At 69.1% G+C, this 20,839-nt stretch carries 14 protein-coding genes; 9 read left to right on the top strand and 5 right to left on the bottom strand.

Annotated features, from left to right (window positions below; genetic code table 11):
- Positions 1 to 13: 13 nt before the first annotated feature.
- The 4 genes from CLU86_RS16665 (at position 14) to CLU86_RS16680 (ending at position 2,963) form a co-directional block, all read left to right on the top strand.
- Positions 14 to 604: an SET domain-containing protein gene (locus CLU86_RS16665; protein ID WP_099742386.1), complete on the top strand. Its 591-nt coding sequence runs from the start codon at positions 14 to 16 to the stop codon at positions 602 to 604.
- A complete protein-coding gene (locus CLU86_RS16670) occupies positions 601 to 1,461 on the top strand; it encodes a biotin--[acetyl-CoA-carboxylase] ligase (protein ID WP_099742387.1) in 861 nt (286 codons plus the stop codon). Before CLU86_RS16665 ends, CLU86_RS16670 begins: the two co-directional genes overlap by 4 nt.
- A 37-nt stretch (positions 1,462 to 1,498) precedes the next feature.
- A complete protein-coding gene (locus CLU86_RS16675; RefSeq protein ID WP_099742388.1) occupies positions 1,499 to 2,221 on the top strand; it encodes a sporulation protein in 723 nt (240 codons plus the stop codon).
- Positions 2,222 to 2,495: 274 nt separating this feature from the next.
- A complete protein-coding gene (locus tag CLU86_RS16680; RefSeq protein WP_099742389.1) occupies positions 2,496 to 2,963 on the top strand; it encodes a YidB family protein in 468 nt (155 codons plus the stop codon).
- A 13-nt stretch (positions 2,964 to 2,976) separates the two neighbouring features.
- On the opposite strand, the gene CLU86_RS16685 is transcribed toward CLU86_RS16680, so the two are convergent.
- Positions 2,977 to 4,365, bottom strand: coding sequence for an acyl-CoA dehydrogenase family protein (locus tag CLU86_RS16685; protein WP_099742390.1), 1,389 nt, complete (start codon positions 4,363 to 4,365; stop codon positions 2,977 to 2,979).
- A gap of 195 nt (positions 4,366 to 4,560) precedes the next feature.
- Between CLU86_RS16685 and CLU86_RS16690 the strand changes: the two genes are divergently transcribed.
- Positions 4,561 to 5,352 (top strand): SOS response-associated peptidase, encoded by a 792-nt coding sequence (locus CLU86_RS16690; RefSeq protein ID WP_099742391.1) that lies wholly within the window; start codon positions 4,561 to 4,563, stop codon positions 5,350 to 5,352.
- A gap of 152 nt (positions 5,353 to 5,504) precedes the next feature.
- Here the strand turns inward: CLU86_RS16690 and CLU86_RS16695 are convergent, their stop codons facing one another.
- Together CLU86_RS16695 and CLU86_RS16700 are read right to left on the bottom strand one after the other, a co-directional pair.
- Positions 5,505 to 6,878 carry an esterase-like activity of phytase family protein gene (locus CLU86_RS16695; protein WP_099742392.1) on the bottom strand — a complete coding sequence of 458 codons (1,374 nt, stop codon included), beginning with the start codon at positions 6,876 to 6,878 and terminating at the stop codon, positions 5,505 to 5,507.
- 104 nt (positions 6,879 to 6,982) lie between these two features.
- Positions 6,983 to 7,873 (bottom strand): aldo/keto reductase family oxidoreductase, encoded by an 891-nt coding sequence (locus CLU86_RS16700; RefSeq protein ID WP_099742393.1) that lies wholly within the window; start codon positions 7,871 to 7,873, stop codon positions 6,983 to 6,985.
- A 109-nt stretch (positions 7,874 to 7,982) separates the two neighbouring features.
- Between CLU86_RS16700 and CLU86_RS16705 the strand changes: the two genes are divergently transcribed.
- Positions 7,983 to 8,879 (top strand): LysR family transcriptional regulator, encoded by an 897-nt coding sequence (locus tag CLU86_RS16705; RefSeq protein ID WP_099742394.1) that lies wholly within the window; start codon positions 7,983 to 7,985, stop codon positions 8,877 to 8,879.
- Positions 8,880 to 8,899: 20 nt separating this feature from the next.
- Here CLU86_RS16705 and CLU86_RS16710 read toward each other — a convergent pair whose 3' ends face one another.
- Positions 8,900 to 9,850, bottom strand: a complete 951-nt coding sequence (locus CLU86_RS16710; RefSeq protein ID WP_099657098.1) for a DMT family transporter — start codon at positions 9,848 to 9,850, stop codon at positions 8,900 to 8,902.
- A gap of 66 nt (positions 9,851 to 9,916) precedes the next feature.
- On the opposite strand from CLU86_RS16710, the gene CLU86_RS16715 reads away from it, so the two are divergent.
- Positions 9,917 to 10,906, top strand: coding sequence for a LysR family transcriptional regulator (locus CLU86_RS16715; RefSeq protein ID WP_099742395.1), 990 nt, complete (start codon positions 9,917 to 9,919; stop codon positions 10,904 to 10,906).
- Here CLU86_RS16715 and CLU86_RS22860 read toward each other — a convergent pair.
- The gene (locus CLU86_RS22860) at positions 10,876 to 11,037 is read right to left on the bottom strand and encodes a hypothetical protein (protein ID WP_158236341.1); all 162 of its coding nucleotides are present in this window, start codon (positions 11,035 to 11,037) and stop codon (positions 10,876 to 10,878) included. The genes CLU86_RS16715 and CLU86_RS22860 overlap by 31 nt on opposite strands.
- Positions 11,038 to 11,428: 391 nt before the next feature.
- Between CLU86_RS22860 and CLU86_RS16720 the strand changes: the two genes are divergently transcribed.
- Both CLU86_RS16720 and CLU86_RS16725 read left to right on the top strand, forming a co-directional pair.
- Positions 11,429 to 11,674: a hypothetical protein gene (locus CLU86_RS16720; RefSeq protein WP_099742396.1), complete on the top strand. Its 246-nt coding sequence runs from the start codon at positions 11,429 to 11,431 to the stop codon at positions 11,672 to 11,674.
- A 59-nt stretch (positions 11,675 to 11,733) separates the two neighbouring features.
- Positions 11,734 to 20,694 (top strand): GH36-type glycosyl hydrolase domain-containing protein, encoded by an 8,961-nt coding sequence (locus CLU86_RS16725; protein ID WP_099743643.1) that lies wholly within the window; start codon positions 11,734 to 11,736, stop codon positions 20,692 to 20,694.
- Positions 20,695 to 20,839 lie beyond the last annotated feature (145 nt).

Genomic DNA, 20,839 nt, shown 5'->3' on the forward strand with positions numbered 1-20,839 from the left:
CAGAGTTTTTGCCATGGCCCGCAATGCAACGCCCGCCGACCCCAACGCCCACTCCGGCCGCCGCATCCAGACCCGGCGCTCGGGCGTGCACGGCAGAGGGGTTTTTGCCCTGCAGGACATCGCCGCTGGCGAGGTGCTGGTGGAATACACCGGCGAAATCATCAGCTGGCAAGAAGCGCAAGACCGCCACCCCCACGACCCCAGCCAGCCCAACCACACGTTTTACTTCCATGTGGACGAGGACCGGGTGATCGACGCCAACTACGGTGGCAACTCGGCCCGCTGGATCAACCACAGCTGCGATCCCAATTGCTTTGCCGACGAGCAGGACGGCCGCATTTTCATCACCGCGCTGCGCAACATCAAGGCGGGCGACGAGTTGAACTACGACTACGGCCTGATCATTGAAGAGCGCTACACCCCCAAACTGAAGGCCGAATACCCCTGCTGGTGCGGCGCTGCCACCTGCCGAGGCACGCTGCTGGCCCCCAAGCGCGGCTGGCGCCCGCCCATGCCCGACCTGCCCCCGCCAGAGCCCCGCGCTGCACGGGGCAAAGCCAAGGCCACCAAAGCCACGAAGGGCGACAAGGGCGGCAAGGCATGACCGCCCCCATCCGCTGGCCCGCCGAGGCCGTCTGGGAGGCCGTGGCCCCACTGTTGCCGGGCTTCACGGTCGAGGTGCTGCCCAGCATCGATTCGACCAACACCGAGCTGATGCGCCGCGCCCGGGCCGGGCAGACCGAACCCACCCTGCTGGTGGCCGAGCAGCAAACCGCCGGACGCGGCCGCCTGGGCCGGGTGTGGCAGAGCGATGTAGGGGCTTCCCTCATGCTGTCCTTGGGCCTGCCGCTGGCGCCCAAGGATTGGTCCGGCCTGTCGCTGGCCGTGGGCGTGAGCGTGGCCGAGAGCCTGCAGCCCGCCCTGCCCCCGCTGCAGCCCGGCCACAGCCCCCGCATTGGCCTGAAGTGGCCCAACGACCTGTGGCTGAGCGGCGACCGCAAGCTGGGCGGCATTTTGGTGGAGACCGCCAGCTTCGTATCGCCCCAGGCCGCACAAGCCGCCCCCGGCGCCAGCCAGCATGGCACCGCCGCCCGCTACGTGGTAGTGGGCATTGGCATCAATGTGCTGCCCCGCAGCGCCGAGGGCATGAGCATGCCCCCCGGCAGCCTGCAGGATGTGGAGCCGGGCCTGGATGCGCCCGCCGCCCTGCTGCGCATCGTGCCCCCGCTGGTGGGCATGCTGCAGGGCTTTGAGGCCTGCGGCTTTGCGCCCGTGCAGCCCCGCTTTGCTGCGCGCGATGTGCTGCAGGGTCGCCCTGTGACGCTGAGCGACGGCCAGACCGGCACCGCCCATGGCGTGGGCGAAGACGGCGCGCTGCTGGTGCACACCGCCCAGGGCATGCAGGCCGTGACCAGTGCCGAGATCAGCGTGCGCCCTGCCGTGGTGGCCGCCCCGCTGTGACCCCCACCTTGAACTGAACCGAGAGAAGCCCCCACCCATGCTGCGCCTTGCCGTCATCGCCCTGCTGCTGGCCAATGCCGGTTATTACGCCTACACCCAGGGCTGGCTGCGCAGCGCAGGCCTGGCCCAACCCGAGCAGGCCGAGCCCCTGCGCATGCAGCAGCAGATCCGCCCCGAGACCCTGAAAGTGCTGCGCACGCAAGGCACCACCGCCGCCCCCACGCCGCCCGCCCCACCGGCGGCTGCGGCCGATGCCGGGGCCTCTGCCACGGCCGCAGCTGCCACGGCCGCAGCTGCCCCGGCCGCCGATGCGGGCGAATGCCTGCAGGCCGGCGTGTTTGACGACAAGCAGGCGGCGGCACTGCGCACCGCTGCCGCCAGCTTGCCCCAGGGCAGCTGGACGCTGGAGCCCACGCCCATCACCGGGCGCTGGATGATCTACATGGGCCGCTTTGACGACCAGGACACGCTGGACAAAAAGCGCGCCGAGCTGCGCGCCCGCAAGGTGGACTTTGACCGCGCGGGCGGCACGCTGGAGCTGGGCCTGTCGCTGGGCCGCTTCTCCACCGAAGAGGCCGCGCAGCGGGGCCTGACCACCCTGAACGCCCAGGGCGTGCGCACCGCCCGCGTGGTGCTGGAGCGCCAGGCCGCCCCGGGCTTCACCCTCAAGCTGCCCGCTGTGACCGATGCACAGCGCCAGCAGTGGCTGGCCACCCTGCGCCCCGCCATGGCGGGCAAGACGCTGGGCAGCTGCGGCTAGGAGAACAATTCAAAGAACCCAGGCAGCGGCCCGCTGCCTGTTCTGCCCGCTATGGATTCGGCACAGGCCCGAGCGGAGATTTCAAGTTCAAAGCGGCTGAATCAACCGGCCCCGCCAGTTTGCACAAGTTGACCATTGGCCCAGCAAGCCCATGGTGGCTTGCGGCACACTGCCCAACGCACACGGCTGAGAGCCCGAACCGGCCCTCAACCCATGCCGCGCAACGGTGGGCCACCCCGCCCGCCTTTTCAACGGTTTCACAGGGAGCAGCACCATGGGTTTATTCGATTCAGTCGTCGGCGCAGTTTTGAACAACGCAGGCCAGGCCGGGGGCACTGCCGCAGGCGGCGGCCTGGGCGGGCTGCTGGGCATGGCCGCCCAAAACCCGCAGCTGGTGCAAGCCGTGCTGTCCCTGCTGGGCAACGATGGCGCGCACGGCGGGCTGGCGGGGCTGGTAGAGCGCTTTCAGCAAGCAGGGCTGGGCAATGTGCTGCAGTCGTGGATTGGCACGGGCACCAACCTGCCGATCTCGGGCGAGCAACTGGCCAGCGTGCTGGGCCAGGGCACCCTGTCGCAGCTGGGCAGCCAGGTGGGCGCAGCCCCGGCCGACGTGGCCCAACAGCTCAGCCACCTGCTGCCCGGCCTGGTGGACCAGCTCACGCCCCAGGGCCAGGTGCCCCAGGGCGGCCTGGGCAACAGCAGTGACCTGATGGGCGTGCTGGGGCAGTTTTTGCGCGGCTGAAGCCCCAAGCCGCTCAAGCCTGCAGGCGCGGCGGGGCCGCCAGCTGCTCGGGCGTGGTGAAGTAAGCCGTGTGGCTGCCCAGGCCCGCGCGCGCCTGGGCCAGCACCTGCCGGGCCACGGTGCGCAGGTGCACCTCGTCAGGCCCGTCCATCAGGCGCAGGGAACGGCCCCAGGTCCAGAAGGCGGCCAGGGGCGTATCGGGCGACAGGCCCATGGCGCCAAAAATCTGCATGGCCCGGTCCACCACGCGCTGCTGCAGCCGGGCTGCCACCACCTTGATGGCCGCCACCTGCGCGCGCACCTGCCGGGCGTTGGCCGCTTCGGGCCCAGCGCCTTGTCCAGTGCCCTGCCCCGTTTTCACCCCGCGTTCTTCCCCGTGCGGGCCTTGGTCCAGCAGCCAGGCCGTGTGCAGCACCAGCCAGCGCGCCTGATCGATCTCGATGCGTGAGTCGGCCAGCCACTCTTGCACATTGGCTTGTTCAGACAGCGGCTTGCCAAAGGCGTGGCGCTCCAGCGCGCGCTCAGCGGCCAGTTGCAGGGCCAGCTCGCACTGGCCGATGGTGCGCATGCAGTGGTGCACCCGCCCCGGCCCCAGGCGCGCCTGCGCCATGGCAAAGCCTTGCCCCCAGGCGCCCAGCAAGGCGGTGGCGGGCACACGCACGTTGTGCAGGCGAATCTCGCAATGCCCCTCGGGCGCGTGGTGGTGCAGCACGCGGATGTTGCGCACCACCTCCACGCCCGGCGTGTCCAGGGGCACCAGCACCATGCTGTGGCAGTGGTGGGGGTCATGGTGGCGGGGGCCACCCAGGCTGTCGATGCTGGCGGCGTCTTCGTCCCCATCGGCATTGCGGCACAGCACGATGAGCAATTGGCACTGCGGGTGGGCCGCGCCAGTGATGAACCACTTGCGGCCGTTGAGCACCAAGACTTCGCCCTCGCGCCGCACCGTGGTCTGCAAGTTGGTGGGGTCGGACGATGCCACGTCCGGCTCGCTCATCGCAAAGGCCGACCGGCACTTGCCGTGCAGCAGCGGCTGCAGCCACTGCGCGCGCTGCGCAGGGCTGGCAAAGCGGTGCAGCAGCTCGATGTTGCCGGTGTCGGGTGCGCTGCAGTTGAACACCTCGGCCGCCCAGGGCAATCGGCCCATGGCTTCGGCCAGCGGTGCGTAGTCCAGGTTGGACAGGCGCGTGCCGGGCTCGTCATCGCGCAGCGTGGGCAAGAACAGGTTCCACAGCCCCTCTTCGCGGGCCAGGGCCTTGAGGTCTTCGAGGAACGGCGGCGGGTAGTCGCCCGCCTGCACGGCGGCATGCCAGGCGGCGTTGTAGGGCAGCACGTAGCGGTCGATGAAGGCGTTGAGCCGATCGCACAACTGCCGCGCCAGGGGGGAGGGGTTGAAGTCCATGCGGGCATTGTGAAAACCGCGCAGGCCCCTGTCAGAACGCAGGCGACACCCGGCTTGACGCAGGTCATCGCAAGGGCGCGGCACGCCCTTGCACGCACCTAAACGCTATTATTTTCATAGCTTCTAGCGCTTATTAGATAAGCGCCAGAAGGCATTTTTAACCAAAATCCAGGCTTTCCACGGTACGATCCGTGCATGACCACCCAGTACGAAACCCTGCACCCCGAAGACACCTACCGCGAGGCCTTTGGCGTGGAGCCCCCTGAGGTGCCCGCCGAGCGAATGCTGTGGCCGCGCAAGCCGGGGTTCTTCATCGTGCACCGGCCCGTGGCCACCACCCTGCGGGCGCCCGCAGCTGCAGGGCCTGAGGTGACGGCGGCTGCGCCCCAGGCCGTAGCGGCCGATGCGCCCTCCGCAGAGGCCCCGGCCCCCACCCCACCCGCCGACCGCACCCGCGTGCTGGTGCCCGCGCAATGGGGGTTGGTGCCGCACTGGGTCAAGTCGGCGTCAGACGCCAAGCTGCGCGCCCCCAAGCTGACCACGGCCAAGTCCGACCTGCTGGGCACCGGCACCGCCTTTCGCGAAGCCTGGCTGGCGGGGCAGCGCTGCATCGTGCCCATGCAGGCCTTTTATGCAGACGATCACCGCAAGGGCAAGCCCGTGCCCACCCGCATCGCCCGGGTCGACGGCAAACCCATGGGCCTGGCAGGCCTGTGGGCCCGCTGGCAGGGGGCCGATGGCGAAGAAATCATCAGCTACGCGCTCATCACCGTGAACGCCAACAACCATGCGCTGCTCAACCGCTACCAGCCCCCGGGCAGCGAAAAGAGCATGCCCGTCATCCTGAACGAGGGCGCCTACGACGCCTGGCTGACCGCCCGCACCGACAAGGCCAAAGAGTTTTTGCGCCAGTACCCCGCGCAGTCGCTGCTGGCCAACCCGGTCGAGAAGAAGGCCGACAAGGCGCCCAAGGGCTGGCTGGACTGAGCCCCGCACCCCATACACCCCAAGGCCTGCACGCCCCTCACAAGCGCAGGGCACAGACACAAACGCCCAGGGCCCGCAATGCAGGCCCTGGGCGTTTCACTTTTTGACGGAGTCGAGCGGCGCAGCAACCCAGCCGCGCCGCCTGCGCAGGGTCAGCGCGCCTTGAGCAGCGCCTCCACCTGCAACAGCACCAGCTCATTGTCGTCCGCCTTGTTCGGGTCACGGCTGCTGCTGAAAGGCAGGTTGTTGTCGTTGCCCACCACGATGTGCTGGTCGTCCACCACGTCCACGTTTTCAATGGTGAAGAACGGGAAGGTAAGCACGCCGTTGTTCAGCGGCTTCTTGGCCAGGCGCTGCGGGTCCTGGATGCTCATCAGGTCGATGTAGCCCACCTTGCGGATCTCGCCGCCCACGTTGGCATCGTTCAACTCCACCTTGTAGACGCGCTTGAACTGCGCCAGGTCGTGGAAGCAATCGGTGCGCTGCTGGCCCGTGGGGCAGGCCTTGTCGGCCGTGCCTTCGCCGTTGTCGCGCTCGATGATGAGGCCCATGCTGGCGTCGATCATGTTGAAGTCGCCAATCGCGTGGTGGTTGGCCTCCAGCACGTACTTCCAGTGGCGGCCCGTCCATTGCTCGGTCTTCACATCGAATTCGAGCACGCGCAGGTACTGCTTGCCGCCCACGTTCTCGTAGGCCTTGGCGGCGTCGTTCCACAGCGCGCCTTCGAGCAGGGCGTAGAGCTTGCTGCCGTCCTTGCTGGCGGCCATGCCTTCAAAGCCCTTGGAGCGCTTCACATCGAACGCGGTGGGCTTGGCATCGGGCGCGCCGGGCATCAGCACGCCGGGCGCATCGGGCGAGCGCACCACCTTGCCGTCCACCTTGGTCTCGAACACCGCCAGCACCTTGCCGTTCAAGTCTGCCTTGATGAGGAAGGGCCCAAACTCGTCGCCAATCCACAGCGCACCGCCCGCAAACTGGAAGCTCTCGGGGTCAAAGTCCGCGCCCGTCAGGTAGCGCTTGTCCGTGCCCTCTTGTGTGATGCGGAAAGGCACCTTCTTGTCGGGGTCGTGCAGGAAGATGGTCTTTTGGCGGCTGAACTGGCCGCTTTGGAAATCCACTTGGTAGTGGCTCAGGTGCAGCATGAAGTCCGGCGAATTCGCCTTGGAGCCCGCGCCGTTGTCCGTCAGCAGCCAAAAGCTGCCGTCCGGCATGCGTTTGATGCCCGAGTGCCCTTGCAGCGGCTGACCGTCAAACGGCAAACCAATGCCCGTGGGGCGCCCAGCCGACAGGCCCGCCACCGAGCCGAGCTTTTCCACACGCTGCGCGGTGGTGAACTTGCCCGCATGGCGCAGATCGGCCGGGGCATCGGCGGGGGCGGCAATCACCGTCATGGCAGGCATCACGGCGTGACCGGCCAGCGTGGCGGGAAAGGCTTGTTGGGCGTGGGCGGTGAAAGCTGGCGACAGGGCAACGCAAGCCAGCGCAACGCTGGCGGCCAGACGATTCAAAGAGAAGAAAGCAGACATAGTGGCAAGGGTGCACAAAAGGAAAGGCGCAACCTTGCCGGGGGGATGTGACGTGGGTGTGACGCCGCAACACCCGGCCGGGCAATGCGTCCAATGCTGTACGTTTACGCCGGGTGGTTGCCCGCGCGGTCCTGCACCACGCCATCGAGTTCTGCGAGCACTTCGGGTGCAAGCGCGAGTTGCGCACTGGCCAGGTTTTGCCGCAGGTGATCGACGGACGAGGTGCCCGGAATCAACAGCACATTGGGTGACCGCTTCAGCAACCATGCCAGCGCCACTTGCAGCGGCGTGGCCCCCAGCCGCAGTGCGATGCTCGACAACTGGGTCGACTGCAGCGGGCTGAATCCTCCCAGCGGGAAAAACGGGACATACGCAATGCCTTGGCGTGCCAGTTCGTCCACCAAAGCATCGTCCTGACGATGTGCCAGGTTGTATTGGTTTTGCACGCAAACCACAGTGCACAGGCGCTGGGCCTCAGCGACCTGGGTCGGGGTGACATTGCTCAGGCCAATGTGGCGAACCAGCCCCTGCTGCTGCAGCTCGGCCAGCACGCTGACCTGCTCCTCAATAGCGCCTTCGCTCGGGCCAAACGCATTGAACATCACGCGCAGGTTCACGACATCGAGCACGTCCACACCCAGATTGCGAAGGTTATCGTGCACAGCCTGAGTCAGCTCCTGCGCCGATGCTGCCGGCAGCCAAGCGCCTTGATCGTCTCGGCGCGCACCGATTTTGGTCACGATGGTCAGGTCACCTCGGTAGGGGCTGAGCGCCTCACGAATGAGTTGGTTGGTGATGTGGGGGCCATAGAAGTCGCTGGTGTCGATGTGATTGACGCCGCTTTCCACAGCAGTGCGCAGCACCGCCAGGGCGGCTGCTTTGTCCTTGGGTGGCCCAAAGACCCCTGGCCCCGCCAACTGCATGGCACCGTAGCCCAGACGGAAGACAGGGCGGCTACCGAGCAAAAACGTGCCAGCTTGTTCAAGAGAGTGCATGAAGTGGTCCTTGGTTACGAGGGTGAATGGGGATGGGTCGCAGTGTAGAAACGCACCAAAGAATTGATAAGCCCGCACAGTGCGCACAGCTTGTGCAGAATGGCGCACAATGAATGTGGACCTGAACGACCTCAAAGCACTGCTTGCCGTAGCGAAAGCCCAAGGTTTTCGCGGAGCGGCCAAGCAGCAGGGTGTCAGTGCATCGGCCATCAGCGAGGCCGTGCGGAGACTGGAAGGACAACTGGGCGTGCGCCTGCTGAACCGCACCACCCGCAGCGTGGCACCGACCGAAGCCGGGCAGCGACTGCTGGAGCGACTCGCCCCCGCGCTGCAGGAGGTAGGGGACGCACTCGATGCGGTCAACTCCTTGCGTGACCGCCCTGCGGGCACGCTGCGCCTGAACGTGCCAGTTGCCGCCTGCAAACTGGTGCTTCCGGCGCTACTGCCGGGGTTCAAAACGGCCTACCCCGACATCACGGTGGAGGTGGTTGCGGAAGACAGTTTTGTCGATGTTCTGGCCGCCGGTTGTGATGCGGGCATCCGCTACAGCGAAAGCCTGGAGCAAGACATGATCGCGGTCCCCATTGGGCCCAAGGTGCAACAGTTCGCCTGCGCTGCAGCACCGGGCTACATCTCCCGCCGAGGGATGCCCGCCCATCCGCACGCGCTACTGGAGCATGACTGCCTGCGTCTGCGTTTTCCAAGCGGCAACCTTCCGCCGTGGGAGTTTCATCAAGGCAGTGAAACACTGACCGTGAACCCCGTGCCTGCCCTTCTGGTGCAAGGGGGCGCTGCCGCAGACCTGGCCGTAGATGCGGCCATCAGAGGCATGGGCATCGTCTATCTTTTCCGCGACTGGTTGCAACCCCATCTGGACCAGGGCGCGCTCGTGCCCGTGCTACAGACGTGGTGGCCACAGTTCTCTGGCCCGTTTTTGTACTACCCCGGCCGCCGCCTGGTACCGGCACCGCTGAGAGCCTTTGTTGACTACGTGAAGGCGGCTTGACGTACCAGCGCGTCATCCCCTCACCGCCGCGACATCCACAGCGCAGCCCCCACCACCAGCGCCCCGCCCAGCCAGCCTTGCGGCCCCAGGCTCTCGCCCAGCCAGGCCACGGCAAACAGCGCGCCCCAGGCGGGCTCGGTGCCGGTGAGCAGGCCCACGCGGCTGGGGCTGGTGTGTTTGAGGGCCCAGTTTTGCGCCACCAGGGCGAACACGGTGCAGCCCAGCACCAGGTAGGCGGTGGCCCACCAGAAGGCGCTGGCGGCGGCCCAAGTGGGCAGCGGCGGCAGGCCTTGCGGCAGCAGCGCCCAGCCCATGGCCAGGGTGCCCAGGCCCACCACGGCCGACTGCACGGTGGTGAGCAGCAACACGGGCACGGGTGCCGCGCCCGGGGCTGCGCTGGGCGAAATATGGCGGGCCGCCCGCGCGGTGGCGCAGGCCATGAGGGCGCGCAGCACGGCGGCGGCCAGCATGAGGGCATCGCCCCCGCTCCAGGCGCCCTGCCAGCCCCCGGCCAGCAGCAGTGCGCCGCACAGCGACACGGCCACGCACATCCACACGGCGCGGCTGGGGCGCTGGCCCATCAGCGCCCATTCGGCCACGGGGGTGAAGACCACGCACAGGCTGATGAGGAAGGCGGCGCGGCTGGCGGGCGTGTGGGCCACGCCATAGGTTTCGCACACAAAGATGGACAGCAACAAGGCCCCGAGCGGCAGCCCCTTGCGCAGCGCGCCCCACCGCTGCGCGGCCGTGGTGCCGCGCAGCGCCACCGGTGCCAGCAAGGCCGTTGTGAGCAAGAAGCGCACGGCCAAAAAACCGAGCACCGGGTAAAACGCCAGCGCCCCCTTGGCCACGCCGTAGCTGGTGCCCCACACGATGGCCACCAACAGCAGGGCCAGGTCGGCACCGCGCAGCAGAGGAGATGGGGCGGTTGCCAGGGAGGGGGCGCTGTGCACGGCGGCGGGAGAGTTCATGCCTGCGATCGTAAATTTGCGCAGCCATGCTGATAATCCAGCCTTTCAGAACAACATTTGTTCCCTATGCGCACAAATGAAGCCTTGGCACCCATCGCGCACCTGGCGCACCTGACCGACATGGCCGTGTTTGCACGGGTGGTGGAGGCGGGCAGTTTTTCTGGCGCGGCGCGGGCGCTGGGCACCACACCGTCGGCCGTGAGCCGGCAGGTGGCGCGGCTGGAAGGCTTGCTGCAGGTGCGCCTGCTCGAGCGCACCACCCGCAAGCTGCGGCTGACCGAAGCAGGCCACGCCGCCTACACCCGCTGCCAGGCGCTGGACAGCGCCGCCCGCGAGGTGCTGCAACTGGCCGAGCAGCACACCCACACCCCGCAGGGGCTGGTGCGCATGAGCGTGCCCAAGGCCTATGGGCGCCAGCGCATCCACCCACTGGTGCCCCCGTTTTTGGCGGCGCGCCCGCAGGTCGATGTGCAGCTGGTGGTGACCGACCGGGTGGTGGACCTGTTTGCCGAAGATGTGGACCTGGCCATTCGCATCACCGACACACCCCCGCCCGGGCTGGCGGGCCGCCCGCTGGAGGCGGTGGAGCACATCGTGTGCGCCAGCCCCGCCTATCTGGCGCGCCGTGGTACGCCGCAGCACCCGGGCGAGCTGGCCGCGCACGACTGCATTTACCTGGGCGAAGACCCGAGCGACCGGCGCTGGCGGTTCACGCAGCGCGTGGTGCCAACCAAGGGAAAGAGAAACGACCCAGCAGGCCCAAAGCCGCTGCAGGATGGGGAACAAGCCACCGTGTCAGTGCACGGACGCTACGTGGTCAACCACAGCGAGATGCGGCGCGAGGCCGCCATTGCGGGCCTGGGCATTGCCAGCCTGCCGGGCTTTGCGGCGCAAGCGGCCCTGGCCAGCGGCGCGCTGGTGCGGGTGCTGACCGCATGGCGGCACGACACGGCCTATTCAGGCACGGCGTGGCTGCTGTACCCGCCCAACCGGTTTTTGCCCAGCCGGGTGCGGGCGTGGGTGGATTACTTGGCCAGCGCGCTGGCGGCAGGCTGAGCCAAGGGCAGCGCCCAGGCGCGTGCAGTGACGGCCAACAGGGCCATGGCGGTGGCATTGCTGGCGTGGGCCACGTGGGCCATGTTGGCGGCGATGCGGGAGACGATGGAGGATGCAGACAGAACGGGCATGACAGTCCAAAAACACAACAAGATGAAGACAAGCGAGAGCTTGCCCACGCGCTGTGACGGCGGTATGACAGACCGAGTGCCATGGCGTGACAGCGCGGCGCAGGCAGGCCAGGCGGCGAAGTGGGCACCCTCCTTCACTGCACTGTCTCTTCAGCACCCTAACGCACTACATTTTTGATAGCTGCTAGCGCTTATATATATAAGCCGCTAGAGCCTATTTTTCCCTCTACCCACACAGCCCTGTTCTCCATGGCGCCCCAGCACAGTTGCCAGTGCCAAGGGCCCAGGTTGTGTTCGTCAACGCACAGACGCCCCGGCATCCGGTCGGTACAAGTGAACCAGAGCAGGGCGGCACCGCCGCCGTGCCGTTCACCCGCCACAGGAGGCCGCCATGACCCACCCCATCCACCCCCCAACCTGCGCCTGGGACACTGCCTGCGCGGGGCAGCCCGCCGATGTGTCGCTGCTGGAGTTGTCCAGCCTGGGCGAGCACCTGCAGCACTGCGGCGCCTTGCGTGGGCCCATGGACAGCCTGCTCACGGGCGCCCTGTGGCTGCAGGCCGTGGTGGCTGAGCATGTGGTCACCGTGGTGCTGGTCATCACACTGCTGGTGGGTGCGGTATCGCTGGCGCTGTGAGCGCGGCGCGCAGGGCGCTGCGCGCGCAGTGGCCCTGGGTGCCAGCCGCGATGGAACGCATGCTGGACGCACGCGCTGGCGCGGTGCTGGAGCCGGTGCGCGCCGAGGTGTTTGGCCTGGCGCGCTTTGAGGAGCACGGCAGGCACCTGGGCAACACGCACCGCGCCCGCAAGGCCCCGTTTGGGCGGGCCACGTTCTACCCCCGGCTGCAAAGCAACATCCGCGCGTTGCGCTCGGCCCACCGCTACCTCTTTGACGCGCCCCATGAAGAGCACACCATCAGCCCCGCCGCCGAATGGCTGTTTGACAACTTCCACCTGATCGAGAGCCAGCTCAAAGAGATCCACGCCGGGCTGCCGCCGCGCTACTACCGCTCGCTGCCCGTGCTGCAAAACGCCCCGCTGGTGGGGCTGCCACGCGTGTATGGCGTGGCCTGGTCGTTTGTGGCGCACACCGACAGCGCGTTCGATGAAACCCTGCTGGTGCATTTTCTGAACGCCTACCAAGAGACCTGCGAGCTGAGCCAGGGCGAGCTGTGGGCGCTGCCCACCACGCTGCGCGTGGTGCTGATTGAAAACCTGCGCCGCCTGGCGGAGCGGCTGGCCAGCCACAAGGCAGCGCAAGAGCTTGCCAGCCTGTGCGCAGCCCGTTGCGATGACCTCACGGTGCCCACCCTTGAGGCCGCCTGGGCTGCCATGGAGCGGCGCGGCGTGGGGTCCGTGTTTTTGGTGCACCTGGCGCAAGCCATGGCGGGGCGCAGGGCAGGCCCGGCAAGTGGAGCACAGGCCACGGCCGCGCCCCAATGGCCCGTGCAGCAGTGGCTGGCAGGCGCGGTGCCCGACCTGGCTGCGCTGCAAACGCAGCAGCAGATCAACCAGGCCGCAGACCAGCTCAGCATGGGCAATGCCGTCACGGCGCTGCGGCTCATCGGCGCGGCCGACTGGAGCGACATCGTGGGACAGACGAGCCTGGTGCTGCGCGCCATGCTGCAGTCGCCCGTGTTTGCGGCAGAAGACGAGGCCACACGCAACACCACGCTGCACGGCATTGAGCGCCTGTCGGCCCGCAGCCACTGCGGCGAAGCGGCCGTGGCGCAAACGCTGATAGCGCACATGGGCAGCGGGGTGGGCACGGGCAGTGAAGCCGCAGCGCCCAGCCACACCCTGCACGGCGCCCAGCACAGCGCCCTGGCGGGCTACTGGCTGCAAGGGCCGGGCCGGGCCGCGCTGGAGCAAGCCCTGGGCGTGCGCCACCACGCCATCACCGCTGCTGCGCTGTGGCACGCCGCCGTGCGCGCCCTGCGCGTGCCCTGGTACCTGGGCGCGCTGCTGGTGGGCACACTGGCCCTGCTGGCCTGGTGGCTGGCACCGCTGTGGCATGCCTTGCCAACCTGGCCTCCTGGCCCGTGGCCGTCACCAGCGGCATTCATGGCTGCAGATGTGGAAGACGGTGGCGCAGACCTGGCCTGGCTGGCCGGCCTGGGCAGCTTCGCAGGCGTGGCGTTGCTGCTGCTTTTGCCAGCATCAGAGATCGTGGTGGCGGTGGTCAACCGCCTGGTGGGTGAGTCCATTCGCCCCAGCTACATGCCGCGCTACCTGCTGCCCGGCGGCATACCGCCCACCGCGCGCGTCCTGGTGGCCGTGCCCGCCCTGCTCAGCAGCCCCGGCGCCATTGCGCGACTGGCCCACCGCCTGCACTTGCACTACCTTGCCAACCCCGAGCCCTGCGCCCAGTTTGCCCTGCTGAGCGACGACGTGGACGCCCCAAGCCCCACCCTGCCCGCAGACGCCGAACTGCTGGCACAGGCCAGTGCACAGCTGCAGGCCCTGAACGCCCAACACCCGGTGGCCGCTGGCCAGCCCCCCCACTTTGTGCTGCTGCACCGCGCCCGCACCTACAGCGCCACGCAGCAGCAATGGATGGGCTGGGAGCGCAAGCGCGGCAAGCTCGAACAACTGGTGGCCGAGCTGGCCACCGAAATGCCCGGCGCCTTCATGCCGCTGGGCACACTGTCGCAACTGGCCGCAGACACGCGCTACGTGCTCACGCTCGACAGCGACACGCTGCTGCCCCCAGGGCGCCTGCGCAGCCTGGTGGGCGTGGCCGAACACCCGCAGAACCAGCCCCGCCTCGACGCCAGCGGCCTGCGCGTGGTGCAGGGCTACGGCATCTTGCAGCCGCGCGTGCTGGCGCCGCTGCCCGCGCAGCGCCACGCCACCCTGTGGCAGTGGCTGTTTGCGGGGCAACAGGGGCTGGACCCCTACAGCGCCATGACCTCGGACGTGTACCAGGACGTGTTTGCCGAAGGCAGCTTCACCGGCAAGGGCTTGCTGCACGTGGCCACCGTGCACGCCGTGCTGGGCGGGCGCTTGCCCGCCGACCAGGTGCTCAGCCACGACCTGCTCGAAGGCGCGCTGGCGCGCTGCGCCGTGGTGAGCGATGTCACGCTGGTAGAGGCTGAGCCCGAACACAGCGACAGCGCCGCTGCCCGCCTGCACCGCTGGACGCGGGGCGACTGGCAGCTGTGGCCCTTTTTGCGGCACGCCCGGCGCTGGGGGCTGTCGCCCATCCACCGCTGGAAGATGGCCGACAACCTGCGCCGCTCGCTGCTGGCCCCGGCCTCGCTGCTGCTGCTGTGGCTGTCCTTTGCAGGCGTGGGCCTGCCCCTGGCCGCCACCTTGGCCGTGGTGCTGGCGGCCCACATGGCCGCACCGCTGATGGGCGCGCTGGCGGGTGGCGTGCCCGCCCGCTTTGGGCTGGTGGGCCTGCGCTTTGCCCATGCCGCAGGGGCTGACTTGCTGCGCGCACTGGCCAGCGGCGTGTGGCACCTGGCGCTGCTGCCCCAGCAAGCCTGGCTGATGGCCGACGCCGTGGTGCGCACCGTGCACCGCCAGGCCGCCAGCCGCCTGAACCTGCTGCAGTGGACCACCGCCGAAACCGCCCAAAACAACCTGGTCACCCGCCTGGGCCCCACCCTGCGCCGCCACACCCTGGCACCCTGGCTGGCCTTGGCCACTGCGGCTGTGCTGTGGGCCTGGGGTGGGGACAGCGTGCCACCCGCACTGGCGTGGCCTGTGCTGGCGCTGTGGGCCCTGGCGCCGCTGCTGGTGTGGGGTGCCAACGCCACCCGCCAAAGCAGCAACGCACAGACGCTGACAGCACCCGACCGCCTGCTGCTCGAAGGCGTGGCGCGCGACACCTGGCGGCTGTTTGAGCGCTGCGTGGACGCTGCCAACCACCACCTGCCGCCCGACAACCTGCAGACCGCCCCCTACGAAATGCTGGCGCACCGCACCTCGCCCACCAACATCGGGCTGTACCTGCTCAGCGCCACCTGCGCACGTGAGTTTGGATGGATTGGCACGCAAGACCTGCTGCTGCGCCTGGAGGCCACCCTGGCCACGCTGCAAGGCATGGAACGCCACCGGGGGCACTTTTTGAACTGGTACGACACCGAAACGCTGCAGCCCTTGCTGCCGCGCTATGTCTCCACCGTGGACAGCGGCAACCTCAGCGCCCACCTGGTCGCCGTGGCCCAAGCCTGCAGCGCCTTGGCGCACGACACCTTGAGCCCATCAGGCCCACTGAATCCCGCCGCCAGCGTGCTGGCCGTGCGCGCCTCTCGGGCGCGGCTGCAGCCCTGGCTGGATTCGCTGCAGCACGGCACCCGCAGCCTGTTGCACCAAAGCGCGCTGTGCCAGTTGCTGGGCATGCCCAATGCAGAGCCCGTGCAACCAGCGTCCGACCCGACACCCGACCCCGCATCAAGCGACGCCTACAACGCCCTGCTGGCGCGCGCCCAGCAAGAGCTGCGCAGCATGGCGCTGCCGCACAACCCGGCCATCGTGCAGACCCCGCCCACCGCGCACGACGAGCTGCTGTGGCTGCTGGCCGACCACCTGGCCACGCTGCAATCGGCCGAACGCGACCGCGCCGCCGCCCTGCAGCCCGGCGGCGCGCAGGTGGCCGCCCAGCGCCTGATGGCGGTGGCCGAGGCGCTGGATGCGCTGGCGTGGGAGGCCGACTTCCGGTTTCTGTACCACCCACGGCGGCATCTGCTGCACATTGGCTACCGGGTGGAAGAGCAGCAACTGGACGCATCGTTTTATGACCTGCTGGCGTCTGAGTCGCGCACCACGAGCTTGCTGGCCGTGGCCAAGGGCGACGTGCCCGTGCGCCACTGGGCCGCGCTGGGCCGCCCGTTCTTTGCCAGCGGGCACCGCGCCGTGCTGCGGTCCTGGTCGGGCTCGATGTTCGAGTACCTCATGCCCACGCTGGTGATGGCCGAGCCCCACCTGAGCGCACTGGGCGAGGCGGGCCGATCGGCCCTGCGCGAACACCGCGACTACGTGCAGGCGCAAGCCCAGGCCCACAGCGCCGAAGCCCTGCGCCACCCCGCCACGGGCAGCGCCCTGCCCATGCCCTGGGGCATTTCAGAGTGCGCTTACGCCGGGCGCGACCACACGCTGGCCTACCAGTACGCCCCGCAGGGCGTGCCGCGCCTGGCGCTGCGGCGCGCACCCGTGGGCGAGCTGGTGATGGCCCCCTACGCCACGGCCCTGGCCACGCAGGTGGATGCGGGCATGGCTTGCAGCAACCTGCGCACCCTGGCCGCCCTGTCGGCACGCGGGCGCTATGGCTTTTACGAAGCGCTGGACTTCACCCCCGAGCGCCAGACGCACGGCGCACCCTACACGCTGGTGCACACCTACATGGCCCACCACCAGGGCATGACCATCGTGGCGCTGGCCAATGTGCTGCTGGATGGGGTGGCCCAGCGCTGGGGCATGGCGCATGCCCGCATCGAAGCCGTGCTGCCGCTGCTGCAAGAGCGTGCACCGCGCGAGCTGCCCTCACTGCGCCTGGCGCCGCCCCGCCTGCCGCTTCACACCCGCCAGCAAAAAACGCCCGACCATGTGCGCGCCGTAGTGCCCGGTGCACAGGCGCTGGAGCCCACCCACCTGCTAGGCAACGGCCGCTACAGCGTGACGCTGCGCCCCAACGGCGCGGGCTGGAGCCGCTGGCACCAGACCGGCATCACCCGCTGGCGCGACGACGCCCTGCGCGACGCGCATGGCAGCTTCATCTACGTGCGCGCCGCCGGGGGCGTGCCGGTGTCCACCACCAGCCACCCCGCACCCGATGCGCAAGCGGTGTACCGCAGCGTGTTCCACACCGACCGCGTGTGCTTTGACGCCCTGTGGCCCGGCCTGAAGGTGCACACCACCGTGTGGGTGAGCCCGGAGGACGACATTGAGCTGCGCCGTGTGGAGGTGAGCAACCTGGGCACCGAGACGCTGGAGCTGGAGCTGATCTCGGCGCTGGACATCACGCTGACCAGCCACGCCGCCGACGAGGCCCACCCGGCCTTCTCCAACCTCTTCATCACCGCGCACTGGCTGCCTACCGAGCGGGCTCTGCACTTTGTACGCACCCCGCGCCTGCAAACCGAAGCCACGCTGCATGCCGCCCACTTTGTGGCCCATGCCGAGGGCCAAGTGCAAGGCCTGCTCTACCAGACCGACCGCCAGCACTGGCTGGGCCGCAACCACACCCCCGACCGCCCCCTGGCGCACCTGCACCCCGTGCCCACAGATCCGAGTGAACCGAACCAGCCCACCGTGCTGGACACGGGCCTGGACCCTGTGGCGGCCCTGGGAGTGCGCCTGCGCCTGGAGCCCGGCGGGCAGGCGTGCATCACGTTTGGCACGGCGGCCTCGCCCAACGCCGTGACGCTGCGCGCCATCGTGGACAAGTACCGCCAGCCCAGCTATGTGGAGCGTGCCTCGGCCATGTCGGCCACGCTGGCCAGCATCCAGTGGGCATCGCACCGCCCGCACCGCGACTACCTGCCCGCCCTGCAAGTGCTGACCACCGCCTTGGTGCTGACGCTGCCCAAGGTCGATGCGCCCGGCACCCATGTGCTGGGCGTGCCGCAAGCCCCCTCGCGCGTGTGCGACCGCCGCGTGCTGTGGCAGCTGGGCCTGTCGGGAGAGCGGCCGCTGGTGCTGGTCACCGCCGGGCCGCCCCAGGGCATGGGCCTGCTGCGCACCCTGGCCCAGGCCCTGCGCGAATGGGCGCACGGCGGTGTGGCCTGCGACCTGGTGGTGCTCAGCAGCGAGCCCCATTCTTACCTGATGCCGCTGCAGCGCGAGCTGACGCTGCTGCGCGAGCACCATGACACCGACCTGCTCGCCCACAGCGGCCCGGCGGTGACCAGCTTGCGGGTGCTGCGGCTGGAGGAGCTATCGGCCCAGCAACTGGGCACCCTGGCCAGCCTGGCACGCATCACACTGCAGGCCGATGGCCATGCCCTCATGCACCAGGTCAAGGCCTGGGTGGCCGCGCACGGCGCCGCGCGGGGGGGCGCGGGTGCCAGCCCTTGGCGCGGCGGCGCTACCGACGACGTGCCCACCCACGCAGCGCACACCACCGTGCCCGCGCCAGTGGGGCAGTTTGCGCCTGGCACCGGCACGTTCGGGTTTGAGGTGTCGCCGCAGCTGCGGCCCACCCGGCCCTGGGTGAATGTGCTGGCCAACCCGCACCTGGGCACCCTGGTGTCGGAAACGGGCGGGGGCAACACCTGGGCGGGCAACAGCCGCCTGAACCAGCTCACAGCCTGGTCTAACGACCCCGTGGCAGACCCCACCGCCGAGTGGCTGCTGCTGCAAGACCGCCGCACCCGCGAGGTGTGGAGCCTGACGCCTTCGGCCTGGGGCGCGGGCGTGCCCTACCGCGTGGAACATGCGCAGGGCACCACCACCATCACCCACCGCCGTGGGCCACTGCAGGTGGTGGTGCGCTGGTGTGTGGACGCTGCCACCGCCGTCAAGCAGGTGCATGTGCAGGTGACCAACCTGGGCACGCAGCGCGCGCATTTGCGCACCGTGGCCATGGTGGAGTGGATGCTGGGCGAAAAGCGCAGCGACCGCGCCACGCTGGCCACCCGGCCCTGCTTTGAACCGGCCGATGACACTGAACCGAGCCCAGAGCGGCTGCTGGGCCTGCTGTGCACCCAGACCGAAGCGGGCGCAGGGCTGGGCGGGGGGACGGCGTTTTTCTGCGAAGCATCGGTTGGGGCGGGAGAGGAGGAGCGGTCCAACGACAGCACCGACTGGACCTGTGACCGCAGCGAGTTCTGGGATGCGCAGGGCCGCCTGGTGCTGCCGCTGCAACTGGGCCAGCGCAGCGGCTTTGGGCTGGACCCGTGCGCCGCGCTGTCCCGCCTGGTCACGCTGCGCCCGGGGGCCTCGTTTGCGCGGGTGTATCTGCTGGGCTATGCCGCCACCGAGGCCGCTGCCCGCACGCTCGCCCAGCAGGCCGCAGGTGTGGCCGCAGCCGAGCGCGAGCACGCCACGCTGGCGCACTGGAACGCCCTGCTGGGTGCCACCCAGGTACGCACCCCGGACCCATTGCTCGATGTGCTGGTCAACCGCTGGCTGCTGTACCAGACCGTGTCATCGCGCCTGTACGCCAAGGCGGGCTTTTACCAGGCGGGCGGCGCCACGGGCTACCGCGATCAATTGCAAGATGCCATGGCCCTGGTGTGGGCGCAGCCCGGCCTGCTGCGCTCGCAGATCGTGCTGTGCGCATCGCGCCAGTTTGAGGCGGGCGATGTGCAGCACTGGTGGCACGCACCGGGCGGCGCGGGCGTGCGCACGCACTTTTCAGACGACCTGCTGTGGCTGCCCTTTGCCTGCGCGCACTACCTCCAGCACACCGCAGACAGTGCCCTGCTCAATGAGCAGGTGCCTTTTTTGCAAGGCGCCGAGATCCCCGAAGGGGCAGAAGATGTGTACGAAACCCCGCACACCAGCGCCACCACCGCCACCACCGCCAGCATCTACGAGCATGCTGCCCGCGCCATCGATCACAGCCTGAACGTGGGCGCCCATGGCCTGCCGCTGATGGGGGGCGGCGACTGGAACGACGGCATGAACCGCGTGGGCGATGGCGGGCAGGGTGAATCGGTGTGGCTGGGCTGGTTCTTGTGCACCATCACCCGCGCCTGGATTGCGCTGGCCCGCCAGCAGGGCGACCTGGCCCGCGTGCAGCGTTGGGGCGATGCCCTGGCCGGCTGGCGTGCAGCGCTGGCCACCACCGCGTGGGACGGCGACTGGTACCTGCGCGCCTTTTTTGACGACGGCACCCCCCTGGGCACGCACACCCGGTCCGAGGGGCGCATTGACCTCATTGCACAGGCCTGGGCAGTGCTCTCTGGCGAGGCCAGCCAAGTGCGCCAGCATGGCGCCATGCTGGCCGTGCAGACGCACTTGGTTAACCCTGGTGCCGGGCTGATCCAGCTGCTGGCGCCGCCGCTGGTGCATGCACAACCCAGCGCAGGCTACATCCAGGCCTACCCACCGGGCGTGCGCGAAAACGGGGGCCAGTACGCCCACGCAGGCGTGTGGGCGCTGATGGCCGCTGCCACACTGGGCGTGCAAGACCCCCGCAATGCCGAAGCAGCCCGGGTACCCTACCGGTACTTCACCTACCTGAGCCCCGCCCACCGTGCACAGCACCCCGTGTGGGGCGCGCAGTACGGGGTGGAGCCCTATGTGATGGCGGCAGATGTTTACAGCCAGCCACCGTATGTGGGGCGCGGCGGCTGGAGCTGGTACACCGGCGCCGCGGGCTGGCTGCACCGGGCGGCGGTGGAATCCATCCTGGGCCTGCAGATGAGCGCCCACGAGCTGTTTTTGGCGCCCTGCATGCCGCACGACTGGCCGAGCGCCGAAATCACCCTGGTGCGCGGCCAGCGCACCCTGCGGCTGCTGCTGGTGCGGGTGACGTCGGCCATGGCGCTGTACCTGCTGCCGCCCAACGCACCCGCTGGCGCGCGCCTGCTGCAGGCCGGCGAGCCCCTGCGCTGGGCCGACCTGCCCGGCAGCGCGTGCTTTGTAGTCCCCCTGTATGCCCCAGCCATGGCGCCCCTTGCCTCCCTGGATCCCCGCGCACCTGGCGCAGCCCCCCAGCCCACGCCCCCTCGGGTGGACGAAGCGGGGTCGTTTTCGGCCTAGCAAAGCCTCTGCACCGTCTTTTTTGCGGGGGGCGTACCCTATGTGCGGTACCGTACAGACTGCGCGCGGCCCGGCATCGCACACTGGGCTTCGCGCAGCGTGGCGGCACCCGGGGAGGCGTGCCGTCCCCCCGGGGTGCTGCCAC

The organism is Acidovorax sp. 62 (genome assembly GCF_002754495.1).
Lineage (GTDB): Bacteria > Pseudomonadota > Gammaproteobacteria > Burkholderiales > Burkholderiaceae_C > Acidovorax.